Below are 24,136 nucleotides of genomic sequence, written 5' to 3'. Positions count from 1 at the left end.
ACGGCGGCGGCTACGGATAGAATTGAAACCTTTCGTAACTCATGTCCGCTGTTGTGGTGACTTCGTGTTAATCTTACGTTACTACGGTTTCGACACGTCAGAAAAAGTCCTGAAGCGTGAATCCGCCGGATGTTTTAATCTTAGCGATGATTTCGACGACTCAAGAGAATAAATGACGTTTAAGCCATGAAACAAGCGATTTTCCAGCAAAGAGACGGGTTTTTACGGGCGTATTTAAAGTGATAATCATAAGATATCTGGTGCGGGAGACGCTCAAAAGCCAACTGGCGATCCTCTTCATCCTGCTGCTGATTTTTTTCTGTCAGAAGCTGGTTAAGATCCTCGGTGCGGCCGTTGACGGCGAAATTCCAACAAATCTGGTGCTTTCCCTGCTTGGTTTAGGGATCCCGGAAATGGCGCAGCTTATCCTGCCGCTAAGTCTTTTCCTTGGCCTGCTCATGACGCTTGGGAAACTCTACACCGAGAGTGAAATCACGGTGATGCATGCCTGTGGCCTGAGCAAAGCGGTGCTGGTCAAAGCCGCCATGATACTGGCGCTGTTCACGGGTATCGTTGCGGCGGTGAATGTGATGTGGGCGGGTCCTCTGTCTTCTCGCCATCAGGACGAAGTGCTGGCCGAAGCGAAAGCCAACCCCGGCATGGCGGCGTTAGCCCAGGGACAGTTCCAGCAGGCAACCGACGGAAACTCCGTGCTGTTTATTGAGAGCGTTGACGGCAGCAAATTCAACGATGTCTTCCTGGCGCAGCTGCGTCCTAAAGGTAACGCGCGTCCTTCTGTGGTGGTTGCCGACTCCGGTCAGCTTGCTCAGCGCAAAGATGGTTCTCAGGTTGTGACGCTGAACAAAGGCACCCGTTTCGAAGGCACCGCGATGCTGCGTGACTTCCGCATTACGGATTTCCAGAACTATCAGGCCATTATCGGCCATCAGACCGTGGCGCTCGATCCAACGGATACCGAGCAAATGGACATGCGTACCCTCTGGAATACCGATACCAACCGAGCGCGTGCTGAGTTCCACTGGCGTGTTACGCTCGTCTTCACCGTGTTTATGATGGCGCTGATTGTCGTTCCGCTGAGCGTGGTGAACCCGCGTCAGGGACGCGTGCTCTCTATGCTGCCAGCGATGCTGCTTTACCTGATCTATTTCCTGCTGCAAACCTCGATTCGTTCCAACGGCGCGAAGGGTAAGCTGGACCCTATGGTCTGGACATGGTTCGTTAACAGCCTGTACATCTTACTGGCGCTGGGGTTAAACCTGTGGGATACGGTGCCTGTGCGCCGCATACGTGCCCGATTCTCGCGTAAAGGAGCCATCTAATGCAGGCGTTTGGCGTTCTTGATCGCTATATCGGTAAAACCATTTTTACCACCATCATGATGACGTTGTTCATGCTGGTGTCCCTCTCCGGCATTATCAAATTTGTCGATCAGCTGAAAAAAGCCGGGCAGGGGAGCTATGACGCGCTGGGCGCGGGGATGTATACCCTGCTCAGCGTGCCGAAAGATGTGCAGATCTTCTTCCCGATGGCGGCCCTGCTGGGGGCGCTGCTGGGGCTGGGGATGCTGGCGCAGCGCAGTGAGCTGGTCGTTATGCAGGCTTCGGGTTTTACCCGTATGCAGGTCGCGCTGTCGGTAATGAAAACCGCCATCCCCCTGGTGCTGTTGACCATGGCGATTGGCGAGTGGGTCGCGCCGCAGGGCGAACAGATGGCGCGTAACTACCGTGCTCAGGCGATGTACGGCGGCTCACTGCTCTCGACTCAGCAAGGTTTATGGGCGAAAGACGGTAAAAACTTCGTCTACATCGAACGGGTGAAGGGGAATGATGAACTGGGCGGAGTGAGCATCTACGCTTTCGATGACCAGCGCCGTCTGCAGTCCGTTCGCCACGCCTCTTCGGCGAAGTTTGACGCCGAACATAAGCAGTGGCGGTTGTCCCAGGTTGATGAATCTGACCTGACCGATCCGAAACAGATTACGGGTTCTCAGACGGTAACCGGTACGTGGAAAACCAACCTGACGCCCGATAAGCTCGGCGTCGTGGCGCTGGATCCTGACGCGCTCTCCATCAGCGGTTTACACAACTATGTGAAATACCTGAAGTCGAGCGGACAGGATGCGGGACGCTATCAGCTCAACATGTGGAGCAAAATCTTCCAGCCGATGTCCGTGGCGGTAATGATGCTGATGGCGCTGTCGTTTATCTTCGGTCCGTTGCGCAGCGTGCCGATGGGGGTCCGCGTCGTGACCGGCATCAGCTTCGGCTTTGTGTTCTACGTGCTCGATCAGATCTTCGGTCCGCTGACGCTGGTTTATGGCATTCCGCCGATTATCGGTGCGCTGCTGCCAAGCGCCAGCTTCCTCCTGATCAGTCTCTGGCTGCTGTTGAAACGCTCCTGATTGACCTCGCCTCGCTTCCGGTTACCCGGGAGCGAGGCTAATCTCCTGTTTCACCCCGCACTTTTTCTCACAACCTTCAACGTCCCGCCGCGAATTTGAGTATTATTGAGCGATAACGTCGTGAAGGGATCCTCTATGAAGCAAATTCGAATGCTTGCCCAGTATTACGTCGACCTGATGATGAAGCTTGGGCTGGTGCGTTTTTCCATGCTGCTTGCGCTGGCGCTGGTCGTTCTGGCCATTGTCGTGCAAATGGCGGTTACCATGGTTCTGCATGGTCAGGTCGAGAGTATCGACGTCATCCGCTCTATCTTCTTTGGCTTGCTTATTACTCCCTGGGCGGTCTATTTCCTTTCCGTGGTGGTTGAACAGCTGGAAGAGTCCCGTCAGCGTTTGTCTAAGCTGGTGGATAAGCTGGAAGAGATGCGCGAGCGCGACCTGAAGCTCAACGTCCAGCTCAAAGACAACATTGCGCAGCTGAATCAGGAGATTTCAGATCGTGAGAAAGCGGAGGCCGAGCGTCAGGCCACCCTGGAGCAGCTGAAAATCGAAATGAAAGAGCGCGAGGTCACGCAGATCCAGCTTGAGCAGCAATCTTCTTTCCTGCGATCGTTCCTGGATGCGTCGCCGGATCTGGTGTTCTACCGTAATGAAGATAAAGAGTTTTCCGGCTGTAACCGGGCGATGGAGTTGCTCACCGGGAAAAGCGAGAAGCAGCTGATACACCTGAAGCCGCAGGACGTTTACTCTGAAGAGGCGGCGGCCAAGGTCATGGAGACCGACGAAAAAGTCTTCCGTCATAACGTCTCGCTGACCTATGAACAGTGGCTGGATTACCCGGACGGGCGCAAAGCCTGCTTTGAGATCCGTAAGGTACCCTACTATGACCGCGTGGGGAAACGCCACGGCCTGATGGGCTTTGGCCGCGATATTACCGAGCGTAAGCGCTATCAGGATGCCCTGGAGCGCGCCAGCCGCGACAAGACCACCTTTATCTCCACCATCAGCCACGAGCTGCGCACGCCGCTTAACGGCATCGTCGGGTTGAGCCGTATTCTGCTGGATACCGATCTGACCGCAGAGCAGGAAAAATACCTCAAGACTATCCATGTTTCAGCGGTCACGCTGGGTAATATCTTCAACGATATTATTGATATGGATAAGATGGAGCGCCGTAAAGTTCAGCTTGATAACCAGCCTGTGGATTTCACCAGCTTCCTTGCCGATCTGGAAAACCTCTCTGGTCTGCAGGCGCAGCAGAAGGGACTGAGCTTTGTCATGGAGCCAACCCTGCCGCTGCCGCATAAAGTGGTGACGGACGGCACGCGACTGCGCCAGATCCTGTGGAACCTGATCAGCAACGCGGTGAAATTTACCCAGAAAGGTAAGGTGGCGGTGCGTATCCGCTATGACGAAGGGGACATGCTGCACTTCGAGGTGGAAGACTCCGGGATGGGTATTCCGCTGGAGGAGCAGGACAAAATCTTCGCCATGTACTATCAGGTGAAGGACAGCAACGGTGGGAAACCGGCCACCGGTACGGGCATTGGCCTGGCGGTCTCTAAACGTCTGGCGAAGAGTATGGGCGGCGATATCACCGTTGCCAGCCAGCCGGGCAAAGGGTCAACCTTCACGCTGACGGTCCATGCCCCTGCGGTGGCGGAAGAGGTAGAGGATACCTTTGAAAATGACGATATGCCGCTGCCTGCCCTGCACGTCCTGCTGGTGGAAGATATTGAGCTGAACGTAATTGTGGCGCGCTCTGTGCTGGAAAAACTGGGCAACAGCGTGGATGTCGCGATGACCGGTAAAGCCGCGCTGGAGATGTTTAAACCAGGCGAATACGATCTTGTTCTGCTGGATATTCAATTACCGGATATGACCGGGCTGGATATCTCGCGCGAGTTGACGCGTCAGTACGCGGCCGACGAACTGCCGCCGCTGGTTGCCCTGACGGCGAACGTGCTGAAAGATAAAAAAGAGTATCTCGATGCCGGTATGGACGATGTACTCAGCAAGCCGCTGGCGGTGCCTGCTCTGACCGCTATGATCAAAAAGTTCTGGGATACCCATGATGAAGAGGAGAGCACCATGACGTCTGTTGATAGCGCAAAAGCCCAAACGATACTCGATACCGCGATGCTGGAGCAGTACATCGATCTGGTGGGGCCGAAACTGATTACCGACGGTCTGGCGGTGTTCGAAAAAATGATGCCGGGCTATCTGAGCGTGCTGGAATCAAACCTGACGGCCCGTGACCAGAAGGGTATCGTGGAAGAAGGACATAAAATCAAAGGTGCCGCCGGCTCGGTTGGCTTACGCCATCTGCAGCAGTTGGGGCAACAGATTCAGTCGCCTGATTTACCTGCATGGGAAGATAACGTGGGTGATTGGGTTGAAGAGATGAAACAGGAATGGCAAAACGATGTGGCGGTGCTAAAAGCCTGGGTTGACGCCAGAAAAAAATGACCCCGGATTAACCGGGGTGCGCGAATACTGCGCCAACACCAGGGAAATCGTGGCTGCGCCTGTTTTTAAACGTTATTTTTGAAAGGGCGCTGCCTGAAAAATTTAGGCCGCACGCAGATAAGATAGCAAATCTTAAATGGTTTGTTACATGAATCAGTGAAATGTGTGAAGCATAGCGTTTTAATCAAAATTATTAATGTGCTTCAGCAAGTTGCAGAAAAGGATTGTCATGATGAAAAAGATTGGTGTCGTGCTAAGCGGATGCGGTGTTTACGATGGCTCTGAGATACATGAAGCCGTCATCACGCTGCTGGCCCTGGCTAAGCAGGGAGCCGAGGTGATTTGTTTTGCGCCAGACAAAAATCAGGCGGATGTGATTAACCATCTGACCGGTGAGCCGATGGCGGAAACCCGTAACGTGCTGATTGAAGCCGCGCGCATTGCGCGAGGTGACATCCATCCTCTTATTCAGGCAGACCCTGCAGAGCTTGATGCGCTCATTGTGCCGGGTGGGTTTGGCGCAGCCAAAAATCTCAGTACCTTTGCCGCGCAGGGCGCGGAGTGTCAGATTGATCCTCATCTCAAAGCGCTGTCGCAGGCCATGCATGCGGCAGGGAAACCGCTGGGCTTTATCTGTATCGCACCGGCGATGTTGCCTAAAATTTTTGATTTCCCGCTGCGCCTGACTATCGGGACGGATATTGATACCGCAGAGATCGTCGAGGAAATGGGGGGCGAACACGTTCCGTGCCCGGTGGATGACATTGTGGTTGATGAAGATAACAAGATTGTCACCACGCCTGCGTATATGCTGGCGAAGAATATCGCGGAAGCCGCCGTGGGCATTGAAAAACTGGTCGCCCGCGTGCTGGTGCTGACGGAATGAGGCGTCCGTTTTCCGCAGGCGCATGGGTGAAACGCCTTCTTCTACGCATTGTTCTCGTCATGGCGGTGTTCTGGGGAGGCGGGCTGGCCGTGTTCAGCATTATGCCGGTCCCGTTCTCTGCCGTGATGGTTGAGCGTCAGCTCGGCGCGTGGCTCAGCGGCGATTTCGGCTATGTTGCCCATTCTGACTGGGTAAGCATGGACGAGATCTCTCCGTTTATGGGGCTGGCGGTCATCGCAGCGGAGGATCAGAAATTCCCGGAGCACTGGGGGTTCGACGTTGCGGCCATTGAGAAGGCGCTGGCCCATAACGAACGCCATGAAAACCGCGTGCGCGGCGCGTCAACGTTGTCGCAGCAGACGGCCAAAAATCTGTTTCTGTGGGACGGCCGCAGCTGGGTGCGAAAGGGGCTGGAAGCGGGGCTCACCCTGGGCATGGAAACGGTCTGGAGCAAAAAGCGCATTCTGACCGTGTATCTCAACGTTGCCGAGTTTGGCGACGGGGTATTTGGTGTCGAAGCTGCATCACAACGCTATTTTAATAAACCCGCCAGCAAGCTGAGCATGTCTGAGGCGGCGCTGCTCGCGGCTGTTCTGCCTAATCCCATCCGTTTTAAAGCCAGTGCCCCCTCAGGGTACGTGCGAAGCCGTCAGGCGTGGATTATGCGCCAGATGCGTCAGTTGGGAGGAGAAGGGTTTATGGAGAGCAACAAACTTATGTAGGGCGGGTAAGCGCAGCGCCACCCGCCTGAAGGGCAGAGACCTTAATCTTCGTCGAACCCTGCGTTAAACAGCGCAATCACCGCCGCCAGCGCTTCCTCTTCCTGGGGGCCGGTGGCTTCGACTTCAATCTGACGCCCTTTGGCGGAATCCAGCATCAGCAGCGCAATGACGCTGTTCGCCTCCGCTTCGGTACCTTCGTCATTCCGCAGCAGAACTTCTGCATCGAAACCCTGCATCAGCTCAAACAGCTTCATCGCCGGGCGCGCATGCATGCCCAGCTTATTGGTGATCTCAACGGTCTGTTTTACGGTCATGTTTTACGTTTTTCCAGCGTGCGATGACGGGACTGAACGTTCTTTCCGCGTGAGCGGAAGTAGTCGGCCAGCTGTTCGGCGATGTAGACCGAACGATGTTTACCGCCGGTACAGCCAATCGCTACCGTCAGATAGCTACGATTGTTTGTCTCCAGCATAGGTAACCATAGCTCAAGGTAGCTTCGCGTCTGGTAGATAAAATTGTGAACTTCTGTGTGCCTGTCGAGGAAGGCCGCAACGGGTTTATCCAGACCGGTCATGGGACGCAGTTTCGGATCCCAGTGCGGGTTCGGCAGGAAGCGCACGTCGAAAACATAATCCGCATCAATCGGGATACCGTGCTTGAAGCCAAAGGATTCGAACACCATCGTCAGTTCGCGTTCGCGTTTTCCCAGCAAGCGGGTACGCAGCATTTCTGCCAGCTCGTGAACGGACATCTCAGAGGTGTCGACAATCAGGTCGGCGCGAGAACGCAGCGGCTCCAGCAGATCGCTCTCTTCATCGATTGCGCTCTCCAGGGAGAGGTTCTTACTGGAAAGCGGGTGCAAACGACGGGTGTCGCTGTAGCGGCGAATCAGGGTATTACGGTCTGCATCGAGGAACAGCAGCTGAGGCGAGAACGTGTCAGGCAGGTTACTCATTGCCTGCTCGAAGATCTCTGGCGATTCCGGCATGTTACGAACGTCGATACTGACGGCGGCCGAGGTCTGTCTCTCCGCAAGCGTACGGGCCAGGTCGGGCAACAACACGACCGGCAGGTTATCGACGCAGTAAAAACCCATGTCTTCCAGCGCGCGCAGAGCCACGGATTTCCCCGACCCTGAACGACCGCTGACAATCATCAGCACCATGTTCCGTTTCTCCTCAGGACAACAGATGTGAAGGCCATCTCCTGGTTATGCATCATCCTGATTGCCTTCTGCTTCGGTGATAATTTGATAGAGCTCTTCATCACTTTGAGCCGAGCGCAGTCGACGGCAAATGGTTTTATCAGCCAGACGTTTGGCGACCAGCGACAGCGTATGCAGATGGGTTTTCGTCTGGTCAGCAGGCACCAGCAGCGCGAAGAGGAGATCGACGGGCTGGTTATCAATGGCATCAAAGGCGATCGGTGTTTCAAGCTGCACAAACACACCGACGGCACGCAGGGTGTCCTCTTCCAGCTTGCCGTGCGGGATTGCGATGCCGTTGCCGATACCGGTACTGCCCATCTTTTCACGGGTCAGAATCGCTTCGAACACCACCTGCGGCGGCAGGCCCAGCTGTTTTGCGGCCAGTTCACTGATGATTTCCAGCGCACGTTTTTTGCTCTGGCAGTGAACCGCACTGCGGGTACATTCCTGGTTAAGGACATTGCTCAGTTGAAGAGCGGAATCGTTGTTCATCATAATTTCACCTAAGCGCTAACTGTACAAATGGCCTGTTGTGTTTCACAACAGGCCGTCCTGCACCCGTTAACTGCCCGGACAATTAGTGTTGTTTCAGTTTATCTTTATGTTTATTGAGCTGTCGCGCAAGCTTATCAATCAAGCCGTCGATAGCAGCGTACATGTCTTGCCCTTCCGCACTGGCATGCAGTTCCCCCCCGTTAACATGCAGGGTGGCATCCGAGATATGAGTCACTTTCTCCACTTTCAACACAATGTAGACCTGATTGATCCTTTCGAAATACTGCTCGAGTTTTGCAAACTTCGCGTTCACAAAGTCGCGTAAAGCCTCAGTAATTTCGACGTTTTGTCCAGTGATGTTGAGCTGCATAGTGTCTTCCTTATCGGTTGTGTCAGACCAGCTGTTTACGCTGGTTGGACGGCGGAATGGATAAAGACTCTCGATACTTCGCAACAGTACGACGTGCCACCATAATACCCTGATCGGACAGCATGGTGGTTAACTTACTGTCGCTTAGTGGCTTCGCGGGATTCTCCGCGGCGATCAACTTCTTCACCAGAGCACGAATGGCCGTTGACGACGCTTCGCCGCCGCCCTCGGTATTCACATGGCTGGAGAAGAAATACTTAAGCTCAAAAATACCGCGTGGACTGTGCAGATACTTCTGCGTGGTGACACGGGAAATGGTTGATTCATGCATCTCGACGGCCTGGGCGATATCCGCCAGCACCATCGGTTTCATATACTCTTCGCCCTGCTCAAAGAAAGCCTGCTGCTGTTCGACAATACAGCGGCTGACGCGTAGCAGCGTATCATTTCGGCTCTCCAGACTTTTGATCAGCCATCGCGCTTCTTGCAAATTGCTACGAATATATTGATTGTCGGCGTCGTTACGCACGCTGGTGCACATGGAGGCATACTGCTGGTTGATTTGCAGGCGAGGGATGCTGTCTGAATTCAGTTCAACGACCCAGCGGCCGTTGTGTTTTCTGACCAGCACATCCGGGATCACGTACTCGGGCTCGCTGGTCTGGATCGACTGGCCGGGGCGCGGATCGAGCGACTGGATCAGATTCACCGCTTCTTTCAGCACCTCTTCTTTCAGGCGCGTGACGCGCATCAGGGTGCGGAAATCGTGGTTCGCCAGCAGATCCAGATGATCGCTGATGATCGCGCGCGCCTCCTCGAGCCATGCCGTCTCTTTACTGAACTGAGAAAGCTGAATCAGCAGGCAGTCGCGCAGATCTTTTGCGGCTACGCCTACCGGATCGAAACGCTGGATGCGCTTCAGAACGGCTTCGACTTCCTCAAGCTCAATCTCGTCGTCGCCCATGCTTTCCAGTATATCGTCGAGGGTGACGGTCAAATAGCCGGTGTCGTCAACGGCATCGACAATCGACGTGGCAATCGCGCGGTCGGTATCGGAGAAGGGGGTGAGTTCCACCTGCCACATCAGGTAATCCTGCAGCGACTGGGTGGTTTCGCCCTGATAGACCGGTAGCTCATCGTCCTGGTAGTCTGCACGCGTACCGGAAGGCGTTCCGGCGGTGTAGATTTCATCCCAGCTGGCATCAAGCGGAAGCTCGTCGGGCATCTCTTTTTGTTCGAGTGCATCCGCGGTATCGAGCGCTTCAGTATCCTGCGATTGCTGGGTATCTACCTCGTCATGAAGATCGGTTTGTTCCAGCAGGGGGTTACTGTCCAGCGCCTGCTGGAGCTCCTGCTGAAGTTCTAACGTGGACAGTTGCAACAGGCGAATTGCCTGCTGTAGCTGCGGCGTCATCGCCAGTTGTTGGCTGAGCCTTAATTGCAAACCTTGCTTCATGTTCAGAGCATTTTTCTCCGGTTCGGCGTTACGTTACCTCTACCCTATCAGAGTCTGAAGTCTTCCCCAAGATAGACGCGCTTAACATGATCGTCTTCGAGGATCTGCTGCGGCGTACCGTGGGCGATCAGATTGCCCTGGCTGACAATATAGGCGCGTTCACACACGGCCAGCGTTTCACGCACGTTGTGGTCGGTGATCAGTACGCCAAGCCCGCTGTCGCGCAGGTGCTCAATGATACGTTTAATGTCGATAACGGAGATGGGGTCAACGCCCGCAAACGGTTCATCCAGAAGGATAAATTTCGGGTTTGCGGCCAGCGCACGCGCAATCTCAACGCGACGGCGTTCGCCCCCGGAGAGTGCCTGACCGAGGCTGTCGCGCAGATGCTCAATGTGGAACTCTTCCATCAGCTCGTTGGCACGATCCTGACGCTGTTCGTTGGTCAGGTCGTTACGAATTTGCAGGACCGCCATCAGGTTGTCGTAAACGCTGAGACGACGGAAAATGGAGGCTTCCTGCGGCAGATAGCCGATCCCGCGACGCGCGCGCGCGTGCAACGGCAGAAGACTGATGTCTTCATCGTCAATGATAATGTTGCCGGCATCGCGCGGCACAATACCCACCACCATGTAGAAGGTTGTCGTTTTACCCGCACCGTTCGGGCCAAGCAGCCCCACGATTTCGCCGGAGTTGACGGTCAGACTGACATCTTCTACGACACGGCGGCCCTTATAGGCCTTCGCGAGGTTTTTTGCAGTTAATGTTGCCATAACGAATTAGTTACTCTTCTTCTGTGCCGGGGCCTGGCCCTTGCCTTTGTCCTGCAGCTGCGACGGAACCAGTACGGTGGTCACGCGTTTGCCTTTCTCGCTGGAGGCCTGCATTTTTTGCTCTTTAACCAGATAGGTAATCTGGTCGCCGGTAATGTTGCTGTCCAGCTGTTCCAGATACGCATTCCCGGTCAGGATGACCAGATCCTTCGCCAGCTCATAGTGCATGTGCGTAGCGCGGCCTTTCACCGGCTTGCCGTTGTCCTGCATCTGGTAGAAGGTCGCCGGATTACCATAGCCATCGATAATCTCTTTGCCCTGCTCGCCACCCGGACGGGTCACGACTACTTTGTCGGCGTTGATTTTGATGGTGCCCTGAGTCATGACGACGTTACCCGTGAAGGTGACGACGTTACCCTGCATATCGAGAGACTGGGTGTCGGACTCAATATGGATCGGCTGGTCGGTATCGCCCGTTACAGCAAGCGCGGGGAGACTGGCCGCCAGCATCGCGCTGGCGATAATTACTTTAAGGCTGAGTTTGTTTGTTTTGAATTTCATAGGAGGTTCTAACCTTTTCAATCAGCTCGGCGTTCTTGCTGCGTAAGTTCCCGCGCATTCTTAAACCGCTGGAATTAAATGTTGTGCCATACAGTGTGACCAGATCCTGCGACGTCACGTCCTGGGTTACCAGGTTGATCTGGGCATTATCCGTCGTAATTTTTCGCAGTTGCGAGTCAGCGGTCAGGGCGTTGACTTCAACGTGGCCATACAGATAAAGCATACGGTCATTTGTCAGTTTGGCCCGATCTGACTTAATTGACCACGTCGGCACTTTGTCTTTATCAAATGTGGTCATCACAGGTTGGGTAAACCATGAAACGCCATCATCGGAAAAATATTCAACATGCTGGGCAATCAGGCGATAGTTCAGCGCGCCTTCCGGGCTGTAGACCACGGTGTCGCTGTGATCGCTTTTATAGGTTGGATCGGTATTGTTGATCACTTCCGTTTGCGTATCGTCGCGATCGGCAAGGTTCACGCCAATCAATACCAGTGCGACAAGCGAAAGCAAAATGATAATCCAACGTCTGGTTTTACTCATATCGATTGCCCTTTGGCCTCATCAAGCTTGCCCTGCGCCAGCAGAAGCAGATCGCAGACTTCACGGACAGCGCCGCGGCCACCGTTGATGTGGGTAACGTAGTCGGCGCGCGGGATCAGCAGCGGATGCGCATCGGCAACGGCGATGCTCAGCCCAACTTCAGCCATCACCGGCCAGTCAATCAGGTCGTCCCCGACGTAGGCCACGTTTTCCGGTGCGATAGCCAGTTTACCCAGTAAATCATTGAACGCCGCCATCTTATCGGATTGACCCTGATACAGATGGGTAATACCTAAAGTTTCACAGCGGTCTTCTACCAGTTTAGCGTTTCGTCCGGTGATGATCGCCACCTCAATCCCCGAGGTGAGCGCACAGCGGATACCGTAGCCGTCGCGAACGTTAAACGCCTTCAGCTCTTCACCATTATTGCCCATGTAAATCAGGCCGTCGGAGAGAACCCCATCCACATCGAGGATGAGCAGACGAATGTTTTCCGCCTTTGCCATCATCTGCGTACTGACCGGACCATAACAGGTTGCAAGGGATGCACCCGCATTACTCATTGTCTTATCCTTCATTACACTACGCCTGCGCGCAGCAGATCATGCATATGTACCACACCCAGCAACTGGTCGCCATCGGCAACCATAACGGAGGTGATATGGCGGGACTGCATCAGGTTCAGCACATCCACGGCCAGCGTACCCGGACGCACGCGGATACCGCCCGGCGTCATCACGTCGGCAATGCCGAGCGTGCGGACATCGACACCCATATCGAACACGCGACGCAGGTCGCCATCGGTGAAGATCCCCTGAATTTTCATCAGATCGTCGCACACGACCGTCATCCCCAGATTCTTGCGGGTGATTTCCAGCAGCGCATCACGCAGGGAGGCTTCTTTACTGACGTGAGGGATCTCATCCCCGGTGTGCATAATATCGTTTACCCGCAGCAGGAGCTTGCGCCCCAGCGCGCCGCCCGGGTGGGAAAGCGCGAAATCTTCCGGCGTAAAGCCACGGGCTTCAAGCAGCGCCACGGCAAGCGCATCGCCCATGACCAGTGCAGCGGTGGTGCTGGAGGTCGGCGCCAGACCGAGCGGACAGGCCTCCTTGGGAACCTTCACGCACAGGTGAATATCGGCTGCACGCGCCATGCTGCTTTCCGGACGGCTGGTCATGCAAATCAGCGGCACCTGCAGCCGCTTCAGGACCGGGATGAGCGCCAGGATTTCATTGGACTCACCGGAGTTGGAGAGCGCGATGACGATATCCTGCGGCGTGACCATACCCAGGTCCCCGTGCGCGGCTTCCCCCGGGTGGACAAAGAAGGAAGAGGTGCCGGTACTGGCAAAGGTTGCCGCCATTTTGCGTCCAATGTGACCGGACTTGCCCATCCCCATCACCACGACTTTGCCGGCGCAGTAGAATATCTTCTCACATGCCAGACTAAAATCCTGATTAATGTACTGATCTAACTGCGCCAGACCTTCACGTTCAATCTCCAGAACGTCTTTGCCTGCTTTCTGAAAGTCAAAACCCGGCTGCAATTCTATTTGCGACATAATGCGTTTCCGTTTACCCAGAGAGAAGAGGCGAGAGCCAGTACAGCATCGCCATCCATACGATAAATCCACCCGTCAGCAGCGCGCCTGCGCCTTTGCCGATCTGTCGTTGCCGCCGCCAGCAGAGCAGGGCAAAAATCACGCTGACCAGCAACATCACGCCGTAATCACGTGAGAACGCCAGAGGATTAAAGGGCCCTGGCGAAATCAGGGCCGGCAGTCCCATCACAATGGCGATATTAAAAATGTTAGAACCGATGATATTACCAATGGCAATGTCATCCTCACCTTTACGTGCACCCGCAATGGCGGTGGCCAGCTCCGGCAGGCTGGTGCCGATGGCAATCACCGTCAGGCCTATAGTCAGCTCGCTGATGGCAAAATAGTTCGCCAGCACCGTCGCGTTATCCACGACCATGCGCGTTGCCATCGGCATGATGATCAGCGCGACGCCCAGCCAGAGCAGGGCAACAGGCAGCGTGCCTTCTCGCGGAAGCTCGGCGACCTGCTCGCGCGTGAGGCTATCCTGACCCTGCTTTTCAGCCAGACGGGCGATCTTAACACTATACAGCAGCCAAATAACGGCCAGCGCCAGCAGGAAAATGCCGTCGCAGTAGCTCAGTACGCCATCGTAAAATACGCACCCTGCCAGCAGGCTTACGAGTAACATTAGCGGCAATTCACGGCGCAGAACATCAGAATGCACGCGAAAAGGATGGAGCAGCGCGGCCAGGCCTAAAATCAATAAAATATTGACGATGTTAGAGCCAATGGCGGTGCCGACTGCCAGGTCTACCTGACCATGCAGCGAGGCGGAGACAGAGACGATGATTTCAGGAAGCGACGTTCCTACGCTGACCACAGTCATCCCGATGACAACAGGCGGTACGCCACTCAGGCGACACAGGATAGATGCAGCAAACACTAAACGGTCAGCACTGTAGACCACCAACAGTAAACCAATTATTAACAGTGCTGTTGCTAAAAGCATCAAAAGTCCTTTCTTCAGGTATACTCGTCGGTCCATTGCTCGGGAATGGCTGGACTGCATACAGTCTGAGGCGTAACGAATTCCTAATTTTGACTTTATGCGCCGGAAAAGTAAAACAAATGCCAGCTTTCGCTAACCTCTACGGTTATTATTCTGTAAAAATGCGGAGTTTAGGGCTGATTCAGGCTACATGCCTTAACGTGAGCAGGATAAGAAAGGAACCATAAATGAGCCAAACCATGGCGAATTTAGTCGATGTCCGCGGGGTGAGTTTTTCTCGCGCCAACAGATTGATATTTGATGATATTTCGTTGACCGTGCCGCGTGGCAAAATTACTGCCATCATGGGGCCGTCCGGGATCGGTAAAACGACCCTGCTCCGCCTTATTGGTGGGCAGATCCCACCGGATAGCGGTGAAATCCTCTTTGACGGCGAAAACATCCCGGAGATGTCGCGCTCGCGCCTGTATACTGTTCGCAAACGCATGAGCATGCTCTTTCAGTCGGGGGCTTTGTTCACCGACATGAACGTCTTTGATAACGTTGCCTATCCGCTGCGCGAGCATACCAGCCTGCCGCCTGCGCTGCTGAAAAGCACGGTGATGATGAAGCTAGAAGCCGTCGGGCTGCGGGGCGCCGCGAAGCTGATGCCTTCGGAGCTGTCCGGCGGGATGGCGCGTCGTGCCGCGCTGGCGCGAGCCATTGCATTAGAACCTGATTTAATCATGTTCGACGAACCGTTTGTCGGGCAGGATCCCATCACGATGGGCGTGCTGGTGAAGCTCATCTCTGAGCTGAACAGCGCGCTTGGCGTCACCTGCATTGTGGTGTCTCACGATGTACCTGAAGTGTTGAGCATTGCCGATTACGCCTACATCGTAGCGGACAAAAAGATCGTCGCACACGGTAGCGCCCAGGCGCTGCAGGAAAATTGCGATCCGCGCGTGCGGCAGTTCCTCGACGGTATTGCCGATGGCCCTGTGCCGTTCCGCTACCCGGCGGGCGACTATCGTGACGATTTACTGGGAATAGGGAGTTAAGCCACTCATGCTGTTAAATGCGTTGGCCGCTCTCGGACACCGTGGCATAAAAACCATCAGGACGTTCGGGCGTGCCGGATTGATGTTATTCAACGCGCTGGTCGGCAAGCCGGAATTCCGCAAGCACGCGCCGCTATTGGTGCGTCAGCTTTATAACGTCGGCGTGCTGTCGATGCTCATCATCATTGTCTCCGGTCTGTTTATCGGTATGGTGCTGGGTCTGCAGGGCTACCTGGTGCTGACAACCTACAGTGCGGAAACCAGCCTCGGGATGCTGGTGGCGCTCTCGCTGCTGCGTGAACTGGGGCCCGTTGTGGCGGCGCTGCTTTTCGCCGGGCGCGCGGGGTCGGCCTTAACGGCTGAAATTGGCCTGATGCGCGCGACCGAGCAGCTCTCCAGCATGGAAATGATGGCGGTCGATCCGCTGCGTCGCGTGATCTCGCCGCGTTTCTGGGCCGGGGTCATCTCTTTACCGCTGCTGACGATTCTGTTTGTCGCCGTGGGGATCTGGGGCGGTTCGCTGGTTGGCGTGCACTGGAAAGGCATTGATGCCGGTTTCTTCTGGTCTGCCATGCAGGACGCCATTGATCTGCGAATGGATCTGATTAACTGCCTGATTAAGAGCGTGGTATTTGCCATTACGGTCACCTGGATTGCATTGTTCAATGGTTACGATGCCATCCCGACGTCGGCGGGCATTAGCCGCGCAACTACACGTACAGTCGTTCATTCGTCGCTGGCCGTACTGGGTCTGGATTTTGTGCTCACCGCACTGATGTTTGGGAATTGAGTTCATGCAAACGAGAAAAAATGAAATTTGGGTCGGTGTATTCCTGCTGCTGGCGCTGCTGGCCGCGCTGTTTATCTGCCTGAGAGCGGCGGATATCACGTCTGTGCGCACCGAGCCGACGTATCGCATCTATGCCACCTTCGATAACATCGGCGGGCTGAAGGCGCGTTCACCGGTCCGTATTGGCGGCGTGGTGATCGGACGCGTATCTGACATTACGCTGGATGAGAAGACCTATCTGCCACGTGTCGCGATGGATATCGAAGAGCGTTACAACCACATTCCGGACACCAGCTCCCTTTCTATCCGGACTTCCGGTCTGCTGGGCGAACAATATCTGGCGCTTAACGTCGGTTTTGAAGACCCCGAGCTGGGAACGACTATCCTTAAGGACGGGAGCGTGATCCAGGACACCAAGTCCGCCATGGTGCTGGAAGATATGATTGGTCAGTTCCTTTACAACAGTAAAGGGGATGATAAAAAGTCTGACAATGCCCCTGCGCAGAGTGAAGACCATACCAATGCTGCGCCGACCCCAGGTGCTACGAATTAATATCAGGAGAAGTCATTCATGTTTAAACGACTGTTAATGGTTGCCATGCTGGTTATTGCCCCTCTCACCGCGGTGCACGCGGCGGATCAGAGTAACCCGTACAAACTGATGGACGAAGCCGCGAAGAAAACCTTCGATCGTCTTAAAAACGAGCAGCCTAAGATTCGTGCTAATCCTGATTACCTGCGTGACGTGGTTGACCAGGAGCTGCTGCCGTACGTGCAGATCAAATATGCGGGAGCCCTGGTGCTGGGCCGCTATTACAAAGACGCAACCCCGGCTCAGCGTGAGGCCTATTTTGCCGCTTTCCGTGAATACCTGAAGCAGGCGTATGGTCAGGCGCTGGCGATGTACCACGGTCAGACCTATCAGATCGCCCCGGAGCAGCCGCTGGGTGATGCGACCATCGTCCCTATTCGCGTAACGATCAACGATCCTAACGGCCGTCCGCCGGTGCGTCTGGATTTCCAGTGGCGTAAAAACAGCCAGACCGGCCACTGGCAGGCGTATGACATGATCGCCGAAGGCGTAAGCATGATCACCACCAAACAGAACGAGTGGAGCGACCTGCTGCGCACCAAGGGGATTGATGGCCTGACCGCGCAGCTGCAGTCCATCGCTCGTCAGAAAATTAGTCTGGACGAGAAGAAGTAATGTCACAGCAACTCAGCTGGTCGCGTGAAGGCGAGACATTAAAGCTGTCCGGTGAGCTGGATCAGGATCTGCTGAACCCCTTATGGGATAAACGCCATGAGGCCATGCAGGGCGTGACGGTTATTGACTTAACCAACGTCACGCGGGTAGATACGGCAGGCGTTGCACTGCTTGCCCATCTGGTTGCGGTGGGGAAAAAGCAGGGGGCGAGCGTCACGCTTCGCGGCGCGAGCGAGAATGTCGTGACCCTGGCGCAGCTCTACAATCTCCCTCAGGACGTACTGCCTCGTTAATATTTTCAGTGCGTTACTTCCGAAAGCCCTGACAGTTTCATCGTCGGGGCTTTTTGCTTGTTTAAGACGACGCCACTTTGCTCTAAGATGTTGGGCTTGTTTTCACTATCAGATGATTAAGAGCCCATGGAAAATCATGAAATCCAGACAGTGCTGATGAATGCACTCTCCCTTCAGGAAGCCCACGTCACAGGCGATGGCAGTCACTTCCAGGTTATTGCTGTGGGTGAGATGTTCGACGGTATGAGCCGTGTGAAGAAACAGCAGGCTGTGTACGCGCCGCTGATGGAATATATTGCGGATAACCGCATCCACGCCCTGTCGATTAAAGCGTTCACCCCGCAAGAGTGGGCACGCGATCGCAAACTAAACGGTTTTTGAGCTGAGGGCGACAGGCCCGCAGCACGGTTGAATTTATAAGAGAGCACACCATGGATAAATTTCGTGTACAGGGGCCAACGCGTCTCCAGGGCGAAGTCACAATTTCTGGCGCGAAAAACGCCGCGCTGCCCATCCTCTTTGCTGCACTGCTCGCGGAAGAGCCGGTAGAGATTCAGAACGTACCGAAGCTGAAAGATATCGACACCACCATGAAGCTGCTCACCCAGTTGGGCACGAAAGTCGAGCGTAACGGTTCCGTCTGGATCGACGCCAGCAAGGTGAATAACTTCTCTGCCCCTTACGATCTGGTGAAAACCATGCGTGCTTCCATCTGGGCGCTTGGCCCGCTGGTGGCGCGTTTCGGTCAGGGTCAGGTTTCGCTGCCGGGCGGTTGCGCTATCGGTGCGCGTCCGGTTGACCTGCACATCTTTGGCCTGGAAAAACTGGGCGCAGAGATCAAGCTGGAAGAAGGCTACGTTAAAGCGTCCGTCAATGGTCGTCTGAAAGGCGCGCACATTGTTATGGACAAAGTGAGCGTGGGTGCAACGGTGACCATTATGTCTGCGGCAACGCTGGCAGAAGGGACCACGATCATCGAAAACGCCGCGCGTGAACCGGAGATTGTGGATACTGCCAACTTCCTCGTGGCGCTGGGTGCGAAGATCTCCGGTCAGGGTACCGACCGCATCACCATCGAAGGCGTTGAGCGTCTGGGCGGGGGTGTCTATCGCGTACTGCCGGACCGTATCGAAACCGGTACCTTCCTGATCGCTGCTGCGATCTCTGGCGGGAAAATTGTTTGTCGCAACGCGCAGCCAGATACCCTGGATGCGGTGCTGGCGAAACTGCGCGATGCGGGCGCGGATATCGAAATCGGTGAAGACTGGATCAGCCTTGATATGCATGGACAGCGTCCAAAAGCGGTCAATGTGCGTACGGCACCGCATCCGGCGTTCCCAACTGACATGCAGGCACAGTTCACCTTGTTGAACCTGGTCGCCGAAGGGACCGGCTTTATCACGGAAACCATTTTCGAGAACCGCTTTATGCACGTACCGGAGCTGATCCGTATGGGGGCACGTGCCGAGATCGAAAGTAATACCGTGATTTGCCACGGCGTTGAGAAACTGTCCGGTGCTCAGGTGATGGCAACCGATCTGCGTGCGTCTGCCAGCCTGGTGTTGGCGGGTTGTATCGCGGAAGGCACAACGATCGTGGATCGTATTTATCACATCGATCGTGGCTATGAGCGTATCGAAGATAAACTGCGCGCGCTGGGTGCCAATATCGAGCGTGTGAAGGGCGAGTAATCGTTCCGGCAGCCCCCTGCCAGAAATGACCGGGGGGTTGCTGTTCCTGTCAAAAAAACCTTATTCCTGCGATTCTTTTTTTACTTTTCTCTGGCGAATCATGCGCGATCTGTCGATAAATTCATGGGTGACAGGATCGTGGTAGCGCGAAGGCCAAATCACCCACGGATGCGTGTCCAGCGCCGTTGCGATAATTAATTCTCCTTTTGGCCAGGGGCGGGTGAGGGCGTTTGCCAGAGTTGAAGAACTCAGTCCATGGCGGCGGGACTCTGCTGCCAGTGAAGTGCCTTTTTTGCGCAGTGCGGCAATAATATCAGCCGTGTGCCAGTCGATAAATTTCGTATCCATAACGCCGTCCTTAAGTTCGGATTCACCTACGCCGTTTCTTCTGAAACGACGGGTTTACTATACCCATTTCGAACTCTTGTTCTAAAAAGTTCGCGTTACTTGAAGGAATATTCAGAATAAGACATGGCTTTATTCATGCGGTCTCTAAACCGATGAATTTACATGAACGCGGAATTTACTGGTGTGTACTGGAATCTCCCCGCCAGGTTCGCGGGGAGAAAAAGGGAGATTAACGGTCGCGCTGAACGGCGATGTGGGCAAGGCCAATCAGTGCTTCGCGCCATGGGCTGTCTGGAATGACCTGAAGGGCCTCGATGGCCTTGTCGGCTTCTTCTTCTGCACGCTGACGCGTCCATTCGAGCGATCCGCAGATTGCCATGGTTTCCAGTACAGGTTCCAGAAGATGGCGGCCATTTCCCTGCTCAATCGCTTCACGGATCATCTTCGCCTGGTCGGCCGTTCCGTTACGCATGGCGTGGAGCAGCGGCAGGGTCGGTTTGCCTTCGTTCAGGTCATCGCCAACGTTTTTGCCGAGCGTCTCGCCGTCCGCACTGTAATCCAGCAGATCGTCAATCAGCTGGAAGGCTGTGCCCAGATAGCGGCCATAGTCCTGCAGGCCTTTTTCCTGCGCTTCGGTACAGCCCGCCAAAATGCCGGAACACTGGGCCGCCGCTTCAAACAGGCGCGCGGTTTTGCTGTAGATGACGCGCATGTAGTTTTCTTCAGTGATGTCCGGGTCGTTGACGTTCATCAGCTGGAGCACTTCGCCTTCAGCAATGACGTTTACGGCTTCGGACATCACTTCCAGCACTTTCAGGGAACCCAGGCTGGTCATCATCTGGAAGGCGCGGGTATAGATAAAATCCCCCACCAGGACGCTGGCTGCGTTCCCGAACGCGGCGTTAGCCGTGGCTTTGCCACGACGCATATCCGATTCATCCACCACATCGTCGTGCAGAAGCGTCGCCGTGTGGATAAATTCGATGAGCGCGGCGATAGTGATGTGGGCATTTCCCTGATAGCCAACGGCTCTGGCAGCCAGAATAGCAATCATCGGACGAATGCGTTTACCGCCGCCGCTGACAATGTAATAGCCCAACTGATTGATCAGCTGAACGTCAGAGTTGAGTTGCTCCAGGATTGCTGCATTCACACCCGCCATATCTTGCGCGGTTAACTCGTTGATTTTTTCTAAATTCATCGCAAAAGCCGGGCTTTTTATCCTGTTGATCCCATCTTCAATGGGGTAACGAAGGGTTTCGGTTTATCAATAGTAGTGCTGATTGTACTGAAAAAACGGCTCAGATAAACGTTACCGTACGTGTTGTGTTTTTTTTCTTCATGTATTGACGGTAGCACTTGTCAAAGGCTCGCGTTTTGCGTAATATTCGCGCCCTATTGTGAATATTTATAGCGCACTCTGATTCATACGAGGACGTGCGCGGAAGCGGAGTTTATATGTACGCGGTTTTCCAAAGTGGTGGTAAACAACACCGAGTAAGCGAAGGTCAGACCGTTCGCCTGGAAAAGCTGGACATCGCAACTGGCGAATCTGTTGAGTTCGCAGAAGTTCTGATGATCGCAAACGGTGAAGAAGTCAAAATCGGCGTTCCTTTCGTTGATGGCGGCGTTATCAAAGCTGAAGTTGTTGCACACGGTCGTGGCGAGAAAGTTAAAATCGTTAAGTTTCGTCGTCGTAAGCACTACCGTAAGCAGCAGGGCCACCGTCAGTGGTTCACTGATGTGAAAATTACTGGCATCAGCGCCTAAGACCTGAGGAGAGATTTAAATGGCACATAAAAAGGCTGGCGGCTCCACACGTAACGGTCGCGATTCAGAAGCTAAACGCCTGGGCGTTAAGCGTTTCGGTGGCGAATCCGTTCTGGCGGGTAGCATCATCGTTCGTCAACGTGGTACCAAATTCCACGCTGGCAACAACGTAGGTTGCGGTCGTGACCACACTCTGTTTGCTAAAGCAGACGGTAAAGTGAAATTTGAAGTTAAAGGCCCGAACAACCGTAAATACATCAGCATCGTTGCTGAGTAAGGTTTTCTCGGTCCGGTAACGGATTAAAGCCCCGCAACCTGTTGCGGGGCTTTTTACATTGGAAACCCGGTAATTTTTTCTGTAGGGAAAACGGGCATGAAGCAGCAGGCCGGCATAGGAATTCTTTTGGCGCTCACAACCGCAATGTGCTGGGGTGCGCTGCCAATTGCAATGAAGCAGGTACTGGAAGTGATGGAGCCGCCTACGGTGGTCTTTTATCGCTTTCTGATGGCAAGCATCGGCCTCGGGGCGATTCTGGCCATCAAAGGTAAGCTTCCACCCTTGCGGCTCTTCCGTAAACCGCGCTGGCTGGTATTGCTGGCTATCGCGACGGGCGGTCTGTTCGGTAACTTCATCCTGTTCAGCTCTTCCCTGCAATATCTCAGCCCCACGGCGTCGCAGGTGATTGGTCAGCTTTCGCCGGTGGGCATGATGGTCGCCAGCGTCTTTATCCTCAAGGAGAAGATGCGCGGTACGCAGATTATCGGGGCGAGCATGCTGTTGTGCGGTCTGGTGATGTTCTTCAACACCAGTCTGATCGAGATTTTTACCCGCCTGACGGATTACACATGGGGTGTCATTTTCGGTGTGGGGGCAGCAACGGTCTGGGTGAGCTATGGCGTCGCGCAAAAGGTGTTATTGCGTCGGCTTGCCTCACAGCAGATCCTCTTTTTGCTGTACACTTTGTGTACAATGGCATTGCTGCCATTAGCGAAGCCGGGCGTGATTACCCAGCTTAGCGACTGGCAACTGGCGTGCCTCATTTTTTGTGGGCTGAACACGCTGGTCGGTTATGGCGCGCTGGCCGAAGCGATGGCGCGCTGGCAGGCAGCACAGGTGAGCGCGTTGATCACGCTTACCCCGCTGTTTACGCTGTTATTTTCAGATTTGTTATCAATGGCCTGGCCCGATGTCTTCGTCAGACCGATGCTCAACCTGTTGGGTTATCTCGGTGCGTTTGTCGTGGTTGCGGGCGCGATGTATTCCGCCATTGGTCATCGTCTTTGGGGACGTTGGCGCAAAAATGAAGCGGTTGTAGTAGTCCCCCGCTCAGGCGAATGAGTTACGGAGAGTAAAATGAAGTTTGTTGATGAAGCGACGATCCTGGTCGTGGCTGGTGATGGCGGCAACGGTTGCGTGAGCTTCCGCCGTGAAAAGTATATCCCTCGTGGCGGTCCTGATGGCGGCGACGGTGGGGATGGTGGTGACGTGTGGCTGGAGGCGGATGAGAACCTCAACACGCTGATCGACTACCGTTTCGAAAAATCCTTCCGCGCTGAACGTGGCCAGAACGGCCAGAGCCGTGACTGTACCGGGAAACGCGGTAAAGACGTCACCATTAAAGTTCCGGTCGGTACGCGTGTGATTGACCAGGGGACGGGTGAAACCATGGGCGACATGACCAAACACGGTCAGCGCCTGATGGTGGCGAAAGGCGGCTGGCACGGTCTGGGTAACAGCCGTTTCAAATCTTCCGTTAACCGTACGCCGCGTCAGAAAACGATGGGTACGCCGGGCGATAAGCGCGACCTGCAGCTGGAACTGATGCTTCTGGCTGACGTGGGCATGCTGGGTATGCCAAACGCAGGTAAATCGACGTTTATTCGCGCGGTTTCTGCGGCGAAGCCAAAAGTGGCTGACTATCCGTTTACCACGCTGGTACCAAGCCTGGGCGTTGTCCGTATGGATAACGAGAAGAGCTTCGTGGTCGCCGATATTCCGGGCCTGATTGAAGGCGCCGCGGAAGGGGCGGGTCTGGGTATTCGCTTCCTGAAACACCTTGAGCGCTGCCGCGTGCTGCTGCACCTCATTGATATCGATCCTATCGACGGTTCCGATCCGGTTGAAAACGCCCGCATCATTGTTGGCGAGCTGGAGAAATACAGCGAGAAACTGGCGAACAAACCACGCTGGCTGGTCTTCAACAAGATCGACCTGATGGACAAAGCCGAAGCGGAAGCAAAAGCGAAAGCCATTGCTGAAGCAATGGGTTGGGAAGATAAATACTACCTGATCTCTGCGGCAAGCCAGGTTGGCGTGAAAGATCTGTGCTGGGATGTGATGACCTTCATCATTGAGAACCCAATTGTTCAGGCGGAAGAAGTCAAACAGCCTGAAAAAGTCGAATTCATGTGGGATGACTACCACCGCCAGCAGCTCGAAGAGCTGGAAGCGGAAGAAGACGATGAAGACTGGGATGATGACTGGGATGAAGACGACGAAGAAGGCGTCGAGTTCATCTACAAGCACTAATTGCTGT

General features: G+C 54.7%; 29 protein-coding genes. 16 read left to right on the top strand and 13 right to left on the bottom strand.

What is annotated here, in order from left to right; all coding sequences use genetic code 11:
• The first annotated feature begins 239 nt into the window (after nt 1–239).
• The 5 genes from lptF to mtgA all read left to right on the top strand — a co-directional run bounded on the left by lptF (nt 240) and on the right by mtgA (nt 6,499).
• Nucleotides 240–1,340 carry an LPS export ABC transporter permease LptF gene (lptF, locus tag AA74_RS0113180; RefSeq protein ID WP_023344989.1) on the top strand — a complete coding sequence of 367 codons (1,101 nt, stop codon included), beginning with the start codon at nt 240–242 and terminating at the stop codon, nt 1,338–1,340.
• The gene (gene lptG, locus AA74_RS0113175; RefSeq protein ID WP_008501437.1) at nt 1,340–2,422 is read left to right on the top strand and encodes an LPS export ABC transporter permease LptG; all 1,083 of its coding nucleotides are present in this window, start codon (nt 1,340–1,342) and stop codon (nt 2,420–2,422) included. Before lptF ends, lptG begins: the two co-directional genes overlap by 1 nt.
• Before the next feature lie 135 nt (nt 2,423–2,557).
• Nucleotides 2,558–4,891 carry an aerobic respiration two-component sensor histidine kinase ArcB gene (arcB, locus tag AA74_RS0113170; RefSeq protein WP_008501438.1) on the top strand — a complete coding sequence of 778 codons (2,334 nt, stop codon included), beginning with the start codon at nt 2,558–2,560 and terminating at the stop codon, nt 4,889–4,891.
• A gap of 232 nt (nt 4,892–5,123) precedes the next feature.
• Nucleotides 5,124–5,777 (top strand): isoprenoid biosynthesis glyoxalase ElbB, encoded by a 654-nt coding sequence (elbB, locus tag AA74_RS0113165; protein WP_032653621.1) that lies wholly within the window; start codon nt 5,124–5,126, stop codon nt 5,775–5,777.
• Entirely contained in the window at nt 5,774–6,499 is a 726-nt protein-coding gene (gene mtgA, locus AA74_RS0113160; protein WP_023326169.1) for a monofunctional biosynthetic peptidoglycan transglycosylase, read from the top strand. The genes elbB and mtgA overlap by 4 nt, the downstream gene beginning before the upstream one ends.
• Nucleotides 6,500–6,540: 41 nt before the next feature.
• Here mtgA and npr read toward each other — a convergent pair whose 3' ends face one another.
• From npr to AA74_RS0113105, 11 genes are all read right to left on the bottom strand, one after another.
• Nucleotides 6,541–6,813 carry a PTS phosphocarrier protein NPr gene (npr, locus tag AA74_RS0113155; RefSeq protein WP_003861872.1) on the bottom strand — a complete coding sequence of 91 codons (273 nt, stop codon included), beginning with the start codon at nt 6,811–6,813 and terminating at the stop codon, nt 6,541–6,543.
• A complete protein-coding gene (gene rapZ / locus AA74_RS0113150; RefSeq protein WP_008501442.1) occupies nt 6,810–7,664 on the bottom strand; it encodes an RNase adapter RapZ in 855 nt (284 codons plus the stop codon). The genes npr and rapZ overlap by 4 nt, the downstream gene beginning before the upstream one ends.
• A 45-nt stretch (nt 7,665–7,709) precedes the next feature.
• Nucleotides 7,710–8,201 carry a PTS IIA-like nitrogen regulatory protein PtsN gene (gene ptsN / locus AA74_RS0113145; RefSeq protein WP_008501443.1) on the bottom strand — a complete coding sequence of 164 codons (492 nt, stop codon included), beginning with the start codon at nt 8,199–8,201 and terminating at the stop codon, nt 7,710–7,712.
• A gap of 82 nt (nt 8,202–8,283) precedes the next feature.
• Nucleotides 8,284–8,571 (bottom strand): ribosome hibernation promoting factor, encoded by a 288-nt coding sequence (gene hpf, locus AA74_RS0113140; protein ID WP_008501444.1) that lies wholly within the window; start codon nt 8,569–8,571, stop codon nt 8,284–8,286.
• A gap of 22 nt (nt 8,572–8,593) precedes the next feature.
• Nucleotides 8,594–10,027, bottom strand: coding sequence for an RNA polymerase factor sigma-54 (gene rpoN / locus AA74_RS0113135; protein WP_025912555.1), 1,434 nt, complete (start codon nt 10,025–10,027; stop codon nt 8,594–8,596).
• 47 nt (nt 10,028–10,074) lie between these two features.
• Entirely contained in the window at nt 10,075–10,800 is a 726-nt protein-coding gene (lptB, locus tag AA74_RS0113130; protein WP_008501446.1) for an LPS export ABC transporter ATP-binding protein, read from the bottom strand.
• 6 nt (nt 10,801–10,806) lie between these two features.
• Nucleotides 10,807–11,361 (bottom strand): lipopolysaccharide ABC transporter substrate-binding protein LptA, encoded by a 555-nt coding sequence (gene lptA / locus AA74_RS0113125; protein ID WP_008501447.1) that lies wholly within the window; start codon nt 11,359–11,361, stop codon nt 10,807–10,809.
• Complete coding sequence (gene lptC / locus AA74_RS0113120) at nt 11,330–11,905, bottom strand: LPS export ABC transporter periplasmic protein LptC (protein ID WP_021242266.1); 576 nt, start codon at nt 11,903–11,905, stop codon at nt 11,330–11,332. Before lptC ends, lptA begins: the two co-directional genes overlap by 32 nt.
• Nucleotides 11,902–12,468, bottom strand: a complete 567-nt coding sequence (gene kdsC, locus AA74_RS0113115) for a 3-deoxy-manno-octulosonate-8-phosphatase KdsC (protein WP_008501449.1) — start codon at nt 12,466–12,468, stop codon at nt 11,902–11,904. The genes lptC and kdsC overlap by 4 nt, the downstream gene beginning before the upstream one ends.
• 14 nt (nt 12,469–12,482) lie before the next feature.
• Entirely contained in the window at nt 12,483–13,469 is a 987-nt protein-coding gene (gene kdsD, locus AA74_RS0113110; RefSeq protein ID WP_008501450.1) for an arabinose-5-phosphate isomerase KdsD, read from the bottom strand.
• Between the two features lie 13 nt (nt 13,470–13,482).
• Entirely contained in the window at nt 13,483–14,460 is a 978-nt protein-coding gene (locus AA74_RS0113105; protein ID WP_025912554.1) for a calcium/sodium antiporter, read from the bottom strand.
• A gap of 227 nt (nt 14,461–14,687) precedes the next feature.
• Between AA74_RS0113105 and mlaF the strand changes: the two genes are divergently transcribed.
• From mlaF to murA, 7 genes are all read left to right on the top strand, one after another.
• A complete protein-coding gene (gene mlaF / locus AA74_RS0113100; RefSeq protein ID WP_008501452.1) occupies nt 14,688–15,500 on the top strand; it encodes a phospholipid ABC transporter ATP-binding protein MlaF in 813 nt (270 codons plus the stop codon).
• 7 nt (nt 15,501–15,507) lie between these two features.
• Nucleotides 15,508–16,290, top strand: coding sequence for a lipid asymmetry maintenance ABC transporter permease subunit MlaE (mlaE, locus tag AA74_RS0113095; RefSeq protein ID WP_008501454.1), 783 nt, complete (start codon nt 15,508–15,510; stop codon nt 16,288–16,290).
• A 4-nt stretch (nt 16,291–16,294) separates the two neighbouring features.
• The gene (gene mlaD / locus AA74_RS0113090; protein ID WP_025912553.1) at nt 16,295–16,843 is read left to right on the top strand and encodes an outer membrane lipid asymmetry maintenance protein MlaD; all 549 of its coding nucleotides are present in this window, start codon (nt 16,295–16,297) and stop codon (nt 16,841–16,843) included.
• An 18-nt stretch (nt 16,844–16,861) separates the two neighbouring features.
• Nucleotides 16,862–17,497, top strand: a complete 636-nt coding sequence (gene mlaC, locus AA74_RS0113085) for a phospholipid-binding protein MlaC (RefSeq protein WP_021242263.1) — start codon at nt 16,862–16,864, stop codon at nt 17,495–17,497.
• On the top strand, nt 17,497–17,790 hold the full coding sequence (mlaB, locus tag AA74_RS0113080; protein WP_025912552.1) for a lipid asymmetry maintenance protein MlaB: 294 nt from the start codon (nt 17,497–17,499) through the stop codon (nt 17,788–17,790). The genes mlaC and mlaB overlap by 1 nt, the downstream gene beginning before the upstream one ends.
• A gap of 126 nt (nt 17,791–17,916) precedes the next feature.
• The gene (gene ibaG, locus AA74_RS0113075) at nt 17,917–18,171 is read left to right on the top strand and encodes a BolA family iron metabolism protein IbaG (protein ID WP_008501458.1); all 255 of its coding nucleotides are present in this window, start codon (nt 17,917–17,919) and stop codon (nt 18,169–18,171) included.
• 50 nt (nt 18,172–18,221) lie between these two features.
• The gene (gene murA / locus AA74_RS0113070) at nt 18,222–19,481 is read left to right on the top strand and encodes a UDP-N-acetylglucosamine 1-carboxyvinyltransferase (protein ID WP_008501459.1); all 1,260 of its coding nucleotides are present in this window, start codon (nt 18,222–18,224) and stop codon (nt 19,479–19,481) included.
• Between the two features lie 60 nt (nt 19,482–19,541).
• Here murA and sfsB read toward each other — a convergent pair whose 3' ends face one another.
• Nucleotides 19,542–19,829, bottom strand: coding sequence for a DNA-binding transcriptional regulator SfsB (sfsB, locus tag AA74_RS0113065; RefSeq protein ID WP_008501460.1), 288 nt, complete (start codon nt 19,827–19,829; stop codon nt 19,542–19,544).
• Between the two features lie 229 nt (nt 19,830–20,058).
• Nucleotides 20,059–21,030: an octaprenyl diphosphate synthase gene (ispB, locus tag AA74_RS0113060; RefSeq protein ID WP_008501461.1), complete on the bottom strand. Its 972-nt coding sequence runs from the start codon at nt 21,028–21,030 to the stop codon at nt 20,059–20,061.
• Between the two features lie 257 nt (nt 21,031–21,287).
• Between ispB and rplU the strand changes: the two genes are divergently transcribed.
• From rplU to cgtA, 4 genes are all read left to right on the top strand, one after another.
• The gene (gene rplU, locus AA74_RS0113055; protein WP_003025032.1) at nt 21,288–21,599 is read left to right on the top strand and encodes a 50S ribosomal protein L21; all 312 of its coding nucleotides are present in this window, start codon (nt 21,288–21,290) and stop codon (nt 21,597–21,599) included.
• 19 nt (nt 21,600–21,618) lie between these two features.
• Nucleotides 21,619–21,876, top strand: a complete 258-nt coding sequence (gene rpmA, locus AA74_RS0113050) for a 50S ribosomal protein L27 (protein WP_004385076.1) — start codon at nt 21,619–21,621, stop codon at nt 21,874–21,876.
• 96 nt (nt 21,877–21,972) lie between these two features.
• Nucleotides 21,973–22,938 (top strand): DMT family transporter, encoded by a 966-nt coding sequence (locus AA74_RS0113045; RefSeq protein ID WP_025912551.1) that lies wholly within the window; start codon nt 21,973–21,975, stop codon nt 22,936–22,938.
• A gap of 15 nt (nt 22,939–22,953) precedes the next feature.
• Nucleotides 22,954–24,129, top strand: a complete 1,176-nt coding sequence (gene cgtA, locus AA74_RS0113040; RefSeq protein ID WP_021242261.1) for an Obg family GTPase CgtA — start codon at nt 22,954–22,956, stop codon at nt 24,127–24,129.
• The last annotated feature ends 7 nt before the right edge of the window (nt 24,130–24,136 follow it).

This window comes from Enterobacter sp. 5-4 (genome assembly GCF_000612205.1).
GTDB classification, from domain to species: domain Bacteria; phylum Pseudomonadota; class Gammaproteobacteria; order Enterobacterales; family Enterobacteriaceae; genus Enterobacter; species Enterobacter roggenkampii.
Note: the sequence above shows the minus strand (reverse complement) of the source record. Positions and strands in the feature narration are given on the sequence as shown.